This is a genomic window from Arenimonas sp. (assembly GCF_035312645.1).
Taxonomy (GTDB): Bacteria; Pseudomonadota; Gammaproteobacteria; order Xanthomonadales; family Xanthomonadaceae; genus Arenimonas.
This window is the reverse complement of sequence record NZ_DATGBO010000077.1, coordinates 1-12,961: the sequence shown is the minus strand read 5'-3', so window position 1 is coordinate 12,961 and position 12,961 is coordinate 1. Positions and strand designations below refer to the sequence as shown.

The following is a 12,961-nucleotide window of genomic DNA, read 5'->3' as shown; positions in this document are numbered from 1 at the left end:
CCATGGCCAAGCCCGCCCCCAGCCAGCGCAGCAGTTCCTTCGACACCTTGCTCGATTACGAGGATCGTTCACTCGCGCACGTCGCCGGCCGTCCCGAGATGATCGAGGCGCCAGGACACTGGCGCGGCGTCGGTTTTCGGCTCGGGCAGCGCCGGCTGGTGTCCTCGTTCGACGAAGTCATGGAAATCCTCGCGCTGCCGCAGGTCACCGCGGTGCCGGGTGCGCAGCCGTGGATGCTGGGCGTCGCCAATATCCGCGGCAGCCTGCTGCCGGTGGTCGATCTCAAGCAGTTTCTCGAAGGCGAACGCACTGTCGTGCATGAAGGCCAGCGTTGCCTGGTGGTGCGCCAGGCCGGCGGCAATGTCGCGGTGATCATCGACGAGCTGTTCGGTCAGCGTACTTTCAACGATTCCCATCGGGCCGACATGTCCGGTGAAAACGATGGGCGTTACGCCCACTTCGTCAGCCAGGTCTATCGACTGGCAGACATATCTTGGGGTGTGTTCAGCATGGCAATGCTGACGCGCACGCCTGAATTCCGGCAGGCCACCGCTTGACGGTGGTTTTCGAAGCAATTCCTTGGGGTGAGGTCCAGACATGAGCACGAATTCAAGCTCGATTTCCGACAAGATCAGCAACTTTGGCCTGCGAGCCTGGTCGGTGATCCTGGCCATTTCACTGATCGTTTTCGCAGTGAACTTCGCGTACTCCACGTACCTGTCCCGACAGGAAAACAACGCTCGAGGCGTGACCGCGGAATTGCAGGTGCTCTCGCAGCAGCTGGCGAAATACTCCAAGGAAGCCATTGAAGGCAACGCGGAATCCTTCGGCGAATTCACCGCCACCAAGGCGCGCATCGACGCCATCGTCACTGCCTTGCGCAAGGGCGGTGCCGAGGGCGTCCCCGGTTACGAAGGCAGCGTGCGCGAGCCCGGCGTGAGTTCGGCGCTCAAGAAAGTGACCGGCATCTGGACCAAGATGTCCCTGGACGCGGATCGCATCGGCAAGAGCCAGCAGCAGATCCTCAACCTCACTGACACCGCCAACAGCTTCAACACGCGCATCCCGCTGCTGTCGGCCCGCCTCAACGAAGTCGTGACATCGATGTCCGACAGCGGCGCTTCCTCGACGCAGATCAACTTGGCCAACCGCCAGCTGGTCCTGGTTGACCGAATGTCCCGCCGCGTGACGGAAATCCTGGCCGGCGGCGACCGCGCCGTGACCGCCGCCGACGCGCTCTCGCGCGATAGCGCGGTGTTTGCCAACGTGCTCTCGGGCCTCAAGCAGGGCAATCCGGACATGGGCATCACCGCCGTGACCAACCCGGCTGGCCGCGCCGCCATCGAAGGCGTCGAAAAGCTTTACGGCGATTCGCAGAAGGAAATGGACAGCATCCTGCAGGCGTCCACCGACCTGTTCGAAGTGCAACAGGCTTCGGCCTCGATCTCCGGCGACTCCAACGTGCTGCTTGAAGATGCGCAGGCACTGTTTGGTACGTTCGGCTCCAGCCTCGGTCGTTTCTTCCCGAACAACTTCTGGGCAATTGGTTCCGGCCTGATCGCCCTCGGCGCGATCATCGGTCTGCTCTGGACCGTCAGCCGCGACCAGCGCCGCGCACTGGCCAGCACGCAAGAGCTCAACCAGCGTAACCAGGAAGCCATTCTGCGACTGCTCGATGAAATGGGCTCGCTCGCCGAAGGCGACTTGACGGTAAAGGCAACGGTCACCGAAGACATCACTGGCGCGATCGCCGACTCCATCAACTTCGCCGTCGAAGCTCTGCGATCACTCGTATCGACCATTAACGAGACCGCCGTGCAGGTGGCTGCCGCTGCCCAGGAAACGCAGGCGACCGCCATGCACCTTGCAGAGGCCGCCGAACACCAGGCGCAGCAGATCACTTCGGCGTCGGCGCAGATCAACGAGATCGCATCGAGCATCGATCAGGTGTCGAAGAACTCCGCCGAATCGGCCGACGTGGCGCAGCGCTCCGTGCAGATCGCCGCGAAAGGCGCCGATGTGGTGCGGCAGACGATCCAGGGCATGGACAACATCCGTGACCAGATCCAGGAGACCTCGAAGCGAATCAAGCGCCTTGGTGAGTCCTCGCAGGAAATCGGCTCGATCGTCGAACTGATCAACGACATTGCCGAACAGACGAACATTCTTGCTCTTAACGCCGCCATTCAGGCCGCGTCCGCCGGTGAGGCGGGCCGAGGCTTCGCGGTCGTGGCCGACGAAGTGCAGCGACTCGCGGAACGCGCTTCGAACGCGACCAAACGAATCGAAGCGCTGGTGCAGACGATTCAGTCCGATACCAACGAAGCGGTGAGTTCGATGGAACAGACCACCGCGGAAGTGGTGGCCGGTGCGAGGTTGGCGGAAGACGCCGGCCTGGCGCTGGGCGAGATCGAAAAGGTCTCGAACGACTTGGCCGACCTCATCCAGAACATCTCCACCGCGGCCCGCCAGCAGTCCACCGCAGCGACCAACATCACCGCGACGATGTCCGTGATTCAGGAAATCACCACGCAAACCTCGCAGGGTGCGAGCCAGACGGCCGAGTCGATCGGAAACCTGGCGCAGCTCGCTGCCGACCTGCGTCGTTCGGTCGCCGACTTCAAACTGCCGGCGGTCTGATCCTTGCGGATCGTGTCCCGATGGGTGGCATTGGCAATGGTTTGGTGTGGACGCCGCTCCTGGCGTCCGCTCACTGACAGGACCTCGGCATGAGGCTGCACGAAAATATCGATTTCACCACGCTGACCTGGGTCAAGCCCGAGCTCGACGAGACGCTCAAGCAGGCACGCGATGCGTTGCAGGCTTACGTCGAGGACGGCCAGGATCCCGCCCAGCTGCGCTCCTGCGCCAGTCTCCTGCATCAGGTGCAGGGCACGCTGCGCATGGTCGAGCTGTACGGCGCGGCGATGGTTGCCGAGGAAATGGAGCAACTGTCCAAGGCGCTGGTCGGCGACACCGTCGCCAATCGCGACGAGGCCTACGGCGTGTTGATGCAGGGCATCGTGCAGCTGCCCGATTATCTCGAGCGCCTGCAGAGCGGCCACCGCGATATTCCAATCGTGCTGTTGCCCGTGCTCAACCAGTTGCGCGCCGCGCGTGGCGAAAAAGGCCTTGCGGAAAGCGTGCTGTTCTCGCCGGATCTGTCGCGGCCCTTGCCTGCATCGGCACAGGGTCCGGCCGAGCCCTTGCCGGTCGATCAGCTGCGTCGTCGCGCCGAAGCCCTGCGCGGCCTGTTCCAGGGCGCGCTGCTCGCCTGGCTCAAGGACGACAACAGCGCCAACACCATCCGTGACCTCACCGACGTCTGCGAACAACTCGTGCCGATCACCTCGGCCGAACCCGCGCGCCGTCTGTTCTGGGTTGCCGCCGGCACGCTGGACGCGCTGGCCAAGAATGCGTTCCCGGTCAGCAAACCGCTCAAGCAGGCGCTGGCCAAGGTCGAGCGCGAGATCAAGCGTCTCGCCGAAGGTGGCGATGCCGCGTTCCGCACCGATCCACCCATCGAACTCACCAAGAATCTGTTGTATTTCGTCGCCCATGAAGGCAGTGACGACGGCCGCATCGGCGAAATCCGCGAGGTCTTCGGCCTCACCGACAACGTGCCCAGCGAAGCCGAACTCGCGCACGCGCGTGGCAGCCTGACCGGTCACAACCGCGCCCTGCTCGAAACCGTCGCCGGCGCGATCAAGGAAGACCTGTTGCGCGTGAAAGACGCGCTCGATCTGCATCTGCGCACGCCCGGCTCCTCGCCGGCCGAACTCATCGCCCAGGTCGAGGCGCTCGATCGTGTCGCCGATACGCTCGGCATGCTCGGTCTCGGCGTGCCGCGTCGCGTCGTGCAGGAACAGCGCACCGCGATCCATGACGTCACCACCGGCCAGCGCAAGAACGACGAAGCGACCCTGCTCGACATCGCCGGCGCACTGCTCTATGTCGAAGCCAGCCTCGATGACCAGGTCGAGCGCCTCGGCCAGGGCGAGGCCGAATCCGCAGCCACGCCGACCTCGGCGATGCCGATGCCGGGCACCGAGTCGCGCAAGCTGCTCGAAGTGCTGGTGAAGGAAGCGATCACCAACTTCGCGCAGGCGCGTCAGTGTTTCGTCGCATTCGTGGAAACCCATTGGGACCACGCCCAACTTACCGACGTGCCGCGTCTACTCGAGGAAGTTTCCGGCGCGCTGCGCATTCTCGACCTGCAGGCGCCTTCCGAATACCTGACGGCCGTGCGCCGCTTCACCGAAAGCGAGCTGCTGCGTCGCCATCGCGTGCCCAACGGCCAGCAGATGGATCGTCTCGCCGATGCACTGGCCAGCCTCGAGTATTTCCTTGAAGCGCTGCGCGATCGTCGTCCGAACCGCGAACAGATCCTCGATGTCGCCCGGCAAAGCCTGGAGTCGCTGGGTTACTGGCCGTTGCCGGAACAGGACGCTGCCGATGCCCTGGTCGCGGCGAAGCCGCCGGTCGAAGCTGCACCCTCTGCCGCTGCGCCCACCACACCGAAGGCGCTCGAACCTGCCGCAGTCGACGTCGCACCTGCGACGCCTGCGCCGGAGATCGAAGCTCCGGTCGTCGCTGCGCTGTCGGAAATAACCGAAGCGCCCAGCGTCGAAACACCGGCGTTCGAAGCGCCGGTCCTGCCGATCGCTGCTGCCGTCGCCGCTGTGCCCGTGGCCGCCGCGCTCGCGGCTGCGCCCATCGCTGCCGCACCGGTGTCGGGCATGGTCCCGACCGGCGGTCTGCCGCGCATTCCCGGTTTCGATGGCGCCAGCAACGAGGAAATCGACGACGAAATCCGCGAAGTCTTCCTCGAAGAATTCGAAGAGGAAATCGGCAATCTCGATCAGCTGCTGCCGCCCTGGCGCAACAAGCCCGACAGCGCCGAACTGCTGCGGCCGATTCGCCGCGTTTTCCACACGCTCAAGGGCAGTGGTCGCCTGGTCGGTGCGAAAACCCTGGGCGAGTTCAGCTGGAAAGTGGAGAGCATGCTCAACAAGGTGCTCGACAACTCGCGTCCCGCCACACCTGCGGTCGTGTCCCTGATCGAGCAGGCGTTCACCAATCTGCCGCTGCTGCGCGCCGCGCTGCAGGGCGAAACCGTGCACGCCGATCTCGCCGGCATCGAAGCCGTCGCCGAGCGCATTTCCGCCGGCGAGGAAGCCTTCTACAGTCCTTCGCCGCTGGCCGCGGTGTCCGCCGACATTCCGGTCGGTGGCCTCGCCGATGTCGCGCCCGTCGCAGAACACGCGCCCGTCGCAGCCGTTTCTGAGCCGCATCCGGCAGCCGTTGCCGAACCCGCTCACTTCGACCGCGCTGCCATTGCGAGCGCAGACACGGTCTCCGACGCCACGGAAACGCCGGCGTTCGCGATCGATCCGGTGCTGTTTGAAATCCTCAAGCCGGAAGTCGACGGCCACCTGGAAACGATCGACGCCTGGCTCGCCGAATGCGCCGCACGCGGTCCGCAGCCGGTTACCGATCCGTTGCTGCGTTCCGTGCACACGATGAATGGTGCGTTCGCGATGACCGAGGTGTCGGTGATCACCGACGTCACTGCGCCACTGGAAGGCTTCCTCAAGCGCTCGCTCGCGCAGCACCGCGTCCCCGGTGCCGATGGCGTCGCGCTGGTGACCGACACCGCGCAGGCGATCCGCCAGACCATCATCGCGCTCGAACGTCCACGCGCCGCCTTGCCGGACTTCCCGGAACTCGCTGCGCGCGCGCAGGCCCTGCGCGACCAGCTGCCCGATTCGATGCTGCCGAGCGTCGGCTTCCATTCGGATGCCGATTACGGCACGACGACGATGCCGACGGCCGTGGTCATGGAAGCGCCCGATGTCTCGGGTATTCCGGATTTCGCCGCCGCCGCACCGACTCACGTCGAGGAAGTACACGCAGAAGCCGCTCACCTCGATGCTGTGCCGGTCGAACATGCGCAGGCTGAACACGAACACGCCGAGGCCACGCATTTCGAAGAAATGCAGATCGAGGAAGCGCACGCGGAAACGCCGCACGTCGAAGAAACGCATGTCGAAGAGACGCATGCCGCGCCGATGCATTTCGAGGAACTGACGCTGGACGATGCGCACCTCGAGCCGGTGCATGCAGAAGATGCCGGTGTCGACGCGCTGCACCTCGAAGATCTTCATGGCGAACCCGCGACGGCGCACGAGTTGGCGCTGGAAGAGCATCCGGCGGAAGCGTTCGAATTCGTCGAAGCGACGCCCGAGCCCGAGCTCGCCGCGCATGGCGAAGGACACGCGGAAATGCCTGCCGCAGAGCATGCGGAAGAGCAGGCCGAGCAGCACGTACATGCCGCTGCCGACGCACCGGAACCCGAGCTGCTGTCGCTCGACGATTTCCTGACCGCCGAAGCTGGCGAGTCGGCGTTCGCGTTGCACGAAACCGCGCCGGAAGCGGAAGCCGCGCCGCATGCGGATGGCGACTTCGCCTTCGCACACGAAACACCGGCGGCCCACGCTGACGCGCCGACACCGGAAGCTGCCGCCGAACCGGAGCCGGCGCTGGCCGTTCCGACGGGTGCGCCTGCCGACGATGCGCTTGCGGCGATGATCGCGGCCTACTCCGCGGAAGCGCCGGTGCTCGCCTCGACCGCGCCCGCCGCGGCGGAAATCAGCGTCGATGTGCCGGTCGAAAGCATCGATCACGCGGCCGAGGTTCTGCCGGTTGCCGAATTGCATGGCGATCATGATCTCGAGCATCACGATTTCGAACACATCGAAATGGTCGATCACGACGCTGCGGCGGAACACGTCGATTTCGCGCATACCGATCTGGTCGATCATGAAGCGGCCGATCACGCGGCTGTACATGCCGCGCCTGCCGCCGCTGGAGCCGACGCCTACTACGGCATGAGTCTGGAAGAACTCGAAGCGCTTACCTCGCCCGAGTCCGCCACGCATGCTGCCGAAGGAAGCGCCGCGCACGGCGATGACGCGTCGGCCCACGCCACGCACGAAGAACCCGCGCCCGCCTCCGACGCCGAATTTGCGCACGAACACGAAGTCGCGGCGCTCGACACCACACCGGATCGCGAGGCAGCTGCCGCCGACCACGTCGAACATATCGAGCACGCGGAACACGCCGGGCACGATGAAGAACCCGAAATCTTCTTCGCCGACGAGCCCGAGCCCGAAGTCGCTGCGCCGGCGCCGGCACCCGTCGCCGAAGTTACGACGGTTTCGCGTCCGCAGGTCCCGGTCGCCCACGATCCTGCGGATCCGGAAGACGATCTCGACACCTCCGACCTCGATGTCGAACTGCTCGACATTTTCCTCGAGGAAAGCAACGACATCCTCGATCACTCCGACGGCATGCTCGCCGGATTGCGCGAGAACACCCGCGACCGCGAACTGGTTGTCGGTCTGCAGCGCGATCTGCATACGCTCAAGGGCGGCGCGCGCATGGCCGGCATCTACGCCGTCGGCGATCTCGGTCACGCGATGGAATCGCTGCTCGAGGCCGTCGCCGAAGGTCGTCAGCAACTCGACGATCGCGGCGTGGTCGTGCTCGAGCGCGGTTTCGACCGCCTGCATGGCATGGTCATGCGCATCGGTGATCGCAAGATGATCGCGCTGCCGGCCGGATTGATCGCACAGGTCGAAGCGCTCGCGCGCGGCCAGTCGCTCGATACGCTCACTGAAGCCGCCGCGCCCAGCCCTGCGGTCGAAACCAAGCTCGACGTGCAGGCGCGCGCCGCCGGCGTGGTCGCGGCGCCGGTATCCACGGCACCGCAGCCGCTGGAAGCCGAAGTGCCGGAGGCCGCCGCGGTTTCCGAATTCGCACCTGTCGCGTTCTCCGCCGTCTCGGCGCTCAAGCCGCTGTCCGCGCCCGTACAGGGCTTGGGCGAGGACGAGGAAGGCGCCAGCGTGCGCGCGCCGCAGGAACAGGTGCGCATCCGCGCCGACTTGCTCGACCGCCTGGTGAACTACGCCGGCGAAGTGGCGATTTATCGCGCCCGCCTTGAACAGCAGTTGGGCGCGTTCCGATCCAACCTTGGCGAACTCAACCAGACCACCACGCGTCTGCGCGAACAGCTGCGCCGTCTCGATATCGAAACCGAAGCGCAGATCTCCGCGCGTTACGCCCGCGAGCAGGACGAGAAGGAAGAACATTTCGATCCGCTCGAGCTCGATCGCTTCACCAACCAGCAGCAGCTCTCGCGTGGTCTGGCCGAGTCCGCCAACGATCTGGTCAACCTGCAGGGTGTGCTCGACGACCTGACCCGCCAGTACGAAACCCTGCTGTTGCAGCAGTCGCGCGTGAGCTCGGATCTGCAGGAAGGCCTGATGCGCACGCGCATGGTGCCCTTCGATGCGCTGGTGCCGCGTCTGCGTCGCGTGTTGCGCCAGGCTGCCAGCGATACCGGCAAGCAGGTGCAGCTGAAAGTCGACGGTGCCTCCGGTGAAATGGATCGCAACGTGCTCGAGCGCATGACCGCGCCGCTGGAACACATGCTGCGCAACTCCATGGCGCATGGCCTGGAGCTGCCGGAAGAACGGCGCAAGGCCAAAAAGCCCGAGGAAGGTGTGGTTCGCATCGCGGTGCAGCGTGAAGGTTCCGAAGTCGTGCTCAAGGTCACCGACGATGGTCGTGGCCTGAACAAGGACGCGATCCGTCGCAAGGCGATCGAGAAAGGCCTGATCGCCGCCGACGCCGTGCTCAGCGAAGACGCGACGTTCGCATTGATTCTCGAAGGCGGGTTCTCCACCGCGGAAACGGTGACGCGCCTGTCCGGCCGCGGTGTCGGCATGGACGTGGTCTACAGCGAAATCCGCCAGCTCGGCGGCACGCTGCAGATCAAGTCGACCGAAGGCAAAGGCAGCGAATTCATCATCCGCCTGCCGTTCACCCTCGCGGTGACGCAGGCTGTGTTCGTCAAGATCGGCGAAACCAGTTTCGCCGTGCCGATCGCCTCGGTGCAGGGCGTGGGCCGCATCTCGCGCGCCGATCTCGAAGCCCAGCTCGCGACCGACAAACCGGTATTCCGTTACGCCGGCGAAGATTATGCGATCCACGATCTCGGCCATCTGATCGGCCATGCGCCCGCGAAGGCGCAGGAAAGCCTGCAGATGCCGCTGTTGCTGGCCCGCTCCGGCGATCTGCGCGCCGCCATCAGCATCGACCAGGTGCTGGGCAGCCGCGAAATCGTCGTGAAGCCGGTCGGCCCGCAGGTCAACTCGGTGCCCGGCATCTTCGGCGCCACGATCATGGGCGACGGCCGCGTCGTGGTGATCCTCGACGTCGCGCCACTGGTGCGTCGCCAGGCCGCAATCGTCCGCGACTCCACACCGGTTGTCGCCGTCGCGCCGGTCGCTGCGCACCGCGTGCCGGTGGTGATGGTGGTCGACGACTCGATCACCATGCGCAAGGTCACCGGCCGCGTGCTCGAACGCCACAACATGGAAGTGTTGACTGCGAAGGACGGCGTCGACGCCGTCGAGAAGATGGCCGAACGCGTGCCTGATCTCGTGCTGCTCGACATCGAGATGCCACGCATGGACGGTTACGAAGTCGCGCAGAACATGCGCTCGGATCCGCGCCTGAAAGACGTGCCGATCATCATGATCACCTCGCGTACCGGCGACAAACATCGTCAGCGGGCGATGGACATCGGCGTAAACCGCTATCTCGGCAAGCCCTACCAGGAGCCGGAGCTGATGCGGAACGTCTACGAGATGCTCGGCCTGGAGCCGGTGAATGGTTGAGTCGGCCGTCCGCGTCGCCCTGCTCGCGCGACCGGGCAATGCCCGCGACCAGCTGCGCAAGGCGCTTACTGAACTCGGCGCGTCGCTGGTGGCAGAAGGCGACCCCGCTGAACTCGATCCGGCCGCCGTCAGCGCATTGTCGCCGAGCATGGTGCTGGTGAGTCTGGAGCCGGCGATCGAACCGGCGCTGGATCGCTTCGACGCCTTGCTTGCCACGCCCGGCGTGGAAGTGATGTACGACGATGCCGAAACCACCCGCGAACTCGACGGCTGGGATCTCAATCGCTGGGCCCGCCATCTCGCCGCCAAGTTGATGGGCAGCGACGTGTTGCCGCCCGCACCGGGCGGCGCCGACCTCGTGCCGGAATTCGACATGAGTCCGTTGCCTGGCCTGCCGCCGACCCCGGCGCAGCTGATGGACGACGAGAAGCTTGAAGACTACGCGCAGGACGCGCCCGATCTCGCCGACTGGGTGCCGACCAATCCCTCGTTGACCGATGCGGAAGTCGCGCCGGAAAATGAAACCCACACGCACACCGAAGCGCTCCCCGACGACGAAGAAATTTCCCTCGACCTCGATATCGGCGACATCGAAAGCGCGCTCTCGAACATGGATGCGCAGGCTTCGGTTGAAGCAGTCGCGCCTGCTGCCGCCGAAGAGGCGGCGCCGCTCGAGATGGCGACGTCGGACGAAGATTTCACTTTCGAATTCGATACCGACTCCGCCGATGCGCTTGCGTCGCTGCCCACCGACGAATTCATCGAGGCCGCGCCGCCAGCGAAATCCGCGTTCGATGACGGCGACGAAGCACCGCTGCTCGCCGACGTCGATCTGGAGTCTTCCGGGCCGGTGCGTTTTTCCACCTTCGAGGAAGACCATTCCACGATCGCGGTCGGCGGCATGGACGATGATGTCGCCGCGCTCGCCGCGCAGCTCGAGGCGTTCGAGAAAACCGATACGCGCCAGGAAGTGCGCGATCCCGATTTCCTGCTCGCGCAGGACAACGATCCGCCAGCGAAATCGCCAGCGCCCAGTTCCGGTGCCCGTCCGGCCGAACGCGCGCCGCCCAACGCCGCCGCGATGGCGTCGAGCATGGATTTCAGCAAGCTCTCGCTGACCGACATGGAAGACGAGGCCGCGCATGCGCCGCCACCGCCGGTCGCCGCGAAGGAAGCCGCTGCGGAAAGCAGTTCGCTCGCCAGTCTTTCGCTCGCACCCATCGATGACGAAGCCGGCTACCAGGAATTCGTGCGTGGCGCGGTGGTGATCATCGCCGGCCTCGGCGGACCCGATGCCGTGCGACAACTGTTGGCCAGCCTCCCGGAAAAAATGCCGGTGCCGGTGCTGCTTTACCAGCATCTGGAAGTGGGCAAGCACGAACGCCTCGCCGAGCAGCTCGGCAAGATCAGCAAGTTGCCGGTGGTGCTGGCCGAGGAAGGGCAGATCGCCTTGCCGGGCCGCATCTCGGTGTTGCCCGCCGGGCTCACCGCGATCAGCGAACATTCCGCTCTGCGCTTTGCCACCGGTTCGCTGGCCGAACTCATCTCCGCACTCACGCCGGCCGACAGCGCCGTGGTGATGCTCAGCGGCGCCGATGCCGGGCTGGTACCAGGCGTGATGAAGTTGCTGGCCGCTGGTGGCATCGCGATGGCGCAGGACCCCGACAGCTGCTTCGATCCCGCGGCAGCGCACATCATGGTGCGCCAGGGCGCGCCCACTTTTCCGGCCCTGGGCCTGGCGCAGAAAATCGCCGCGCGTTGGCCGTAAGCGAACCGAGGATTTTCCGATGAGCGATACACAGCGAGATATCCGCGGCGTCATGATCACCGTCAACGAAGGCCGGCTGCTGCTGCCGAACGCCTCGGTGGCCGAGGTCATCACCTATTCCGATCCCGAGCCGGTCGAAAACGCACCGGACTGGTTGCTCGGCCGCATCCGCTGGCGCGGCTGGCGTCTGCCGCTGCTGTCGTTCTCGCGCTTCGCCGGCTGGTCAAAAGAAGATGGTCAGCTCGGCGCCAAAGTTGCCGTGCTCAAGGCACTGGGCGGCAATCCCAAGTTGCCGTATTTCGCGGTGTTGTCGCAGGGATTCCCGCGCCTGGTTACCGTCTCGCGCAGCGGCCTCGCCGAAGCGCACGACATCAAGGAACTGCCGCTGGGCATCCACTCGCGCGTCACGCTCAACGACGACGGCGCCGTGGTGCCGGATCTGCTCAGCCTCGAGCTGCTGATCGACAAGGCATTGAATCAGGCGGCGTGACGCGGGTTTTGTGGGTCGCCAGCAAGCTGGCTCCTACACAACGATGAACGTAGGAGCCAGCTTGCTGGCGACCCGTGTCAATCCGTTACCGCCAATCACCATAAAGCGCATTCAGCGCCGCAATCGTCGCGACGCCGGCGGTTTCCGTGCGCAGGATGCGTGGGCCGAGTTTGAGGCCGGTGAAACCGGCGGCGCGCAGCACGGCGAGATCACGATCCGACAGGCCGCCTTCCGGGCCGATCACCAGCGTGATCGCTTCGTTGCCTGCCATCGCCAATTCGGAAAGCGTTTGTCCGCCTTCGGGATTGAGCACGAGACGATGCGCGTTGCCGTCGCCGGCGGCATATTTCGCTAGCGGCTGCGGTTCCAGCAACACCGGCAACGTCGCGCGGCCGCATTGTTCGCAGGCGGCGGCGAGGATGCCGCGCCAATGCGCCATGCGTTTCTCGCTGCGTTCGCCATCGAGCTTGACCTCGGTGCGGTCGGTGATCACCGGCGCGATCCGCGTGACGCCGAGTTCGGTGGCTTTCTGCAGGATCCAGTCCATCTTCTCGCCACGCGCGATGCCCTGCACGAGAGTGATTTGCAGCGGCGATTCGTTGACGACGGCATGGCGAGCGATGACATCGACCTGCGCGCCGCGTTTCTCCACTGAAAACAACTGCGCGTCGTAGTCGAAGCCGTCGCCGTTGAACAGCACGCAGGCCGCGCCCGCCTGCAGGCGCAGCACTTTCACCAGATGCGCGCTCGCCGCTTCCGGCAATGCGAAACGTTGCCCGACTGCGAGCGGATGCTCGACGAAACTGCGGAGAGTGCGCATCAGTGCGTGGCCTCTTCGATGGCGGCGGCGGTGCCGCGGGCGAGGTGTTGCAGTTCGTCTTCGTCGATGCAATACGGCGGCATCCAGTACAGCACATCGCCGAGCGGACGCAGCACCACGCCGGCGTCGAGACCGCG

At 65.2% G+C, this 12,961-nt stretch carries 5 protein-coding genes and 2 pseudogenes; 6 read left to right on the top strand and 1 reads right to left on the bottom strand.

The window, feature by feature from the left end:
* Positions 1-2: 2 nt before the first annotated feature.
* The 6 genes and pseudogenes from VKM35_RS07255 to VKM35_RS07235 all read left to right on the top strand — a co-directional run bounded on the left by VKM35_RS07255 (position 3) and on the right by VKM35_RS07235 (position 12,004).
* Positions 3-557 carry a chemotaxis protein CheW gene (locus VKM35_RS07255; protein ID WP_324319882.1) on the top strand — a complete coding sequence of 185 codons (555 nt, stop codon included), beginning with the start codon at positions 3-5 and terminating at the stop codon, positions 555-557.
* 40 nt (positions 558-597) lie between these two features.
* Complete coding sequence (locus tag VKM35_RS07250) at positions 598-2,640, top strand: methyl-accepting chemotaxis protein (protein ID WP_324319880.1); 2,043 nt, start codon at positions 598-600, stop codon at positions 2,638-2,640.
* 89 nt (positions 2,641-2,729) lie between these two features.
* Positions 2,730-5,072 (top strand): annotated as a pseudogene (locus VKM35_RS13855) (Hpt domain-containing protein); the annotation flags it as partial.
* A 2,040-nt stretch (positions 5,073-7,112) separates the two neighbouring features.
* Positions 7,113-9,746, top strand: a pseudogene (locus VKM35_RS13850) (response regulator); the annotation flags it as partial.
* Positions 9,739-11,514: a chemotaxis protein CheB gene (locus tag VKM35_RS07240; RefSeq protein ID WP_324319876.1), complete on the top strand. Its 1,776-nt coding sequence runs from the start codon at positions 9,739-9,741 to the stop codon at positions 11,512-11,514. The pseudogene VKM35_RS13850 and the gene VKM35_RS07240, both read left to right, overlap by 8 nt.
* A gap of 19 nt (positions 11,515-11,533) precedes the next feature.
* Positions 11,534-12,004 carry a chemotaxis protein CheW gene (locus tag VKM35_RS07235; RefSeq protein WP_324319874.1) on the top strand — a complete coding sequence of 157 codons (471 nt, stop codon included), beginning with the start codon at positions 11,534-11,536 and terminating at the stop codon, positions 12,002-12,004.
* Between the two features lie 85 nt (positions 12,005-12,089).
* On the opposite strand, the gene VKM35_RS07230 is transcribed toward VKM35_RS07235, so the two are convergent.
* Positions 12,090-12,824, bottom strand: coding sequence for a 16S rRNA (uracil(1498)-N(3))-methyltransferase (locus tag VKM35_RS07230; protein WP_324319872.1), 735 nt, complete (start codon positions 12,822-12,824; stop codon positions 12,090-12,092).
* Positions 12,825-12,961: the final 137 nt, after the last annotated feature.

Coding starts and splice junctions, on each gene's coding strand:
- VKM35_RS07255 (WP_324319882.1), top strand. CDS start 3: ATGGCCAAGCCCGCCCCCAGCCAGCGCAGCAGTTCCTTCGACACCTTG.
- VKM35_RS07250 (WP_324319880.1), top strand. CDS start 598: ATGAGCACGAATTCAAGCTCGATTTCCGACAAGATCAGCAACTTTGGC.
- VKM35_RS07240 (WP_324319876.1), top strand. CDS start 9,739: ATGGTTGAGTCGGCCGTCCGCGTCGCCCTGCTCGCGCGACCGGGCAAT.
- VKM35_RS07235 (WP_324319874.1), top strand. CDS start 11,534: ATGAGCGATACACAGCGAGATATCCGCGGCGTCATGATCACCGTCAAC.
- VKM35_RS07230 (WP_324319872.1), bottom strand. CDS start 12,824: ATGCGCACTCTCCGCAGTTTCGTCGAGCATCCGCTCGCAGTCGGGCAA.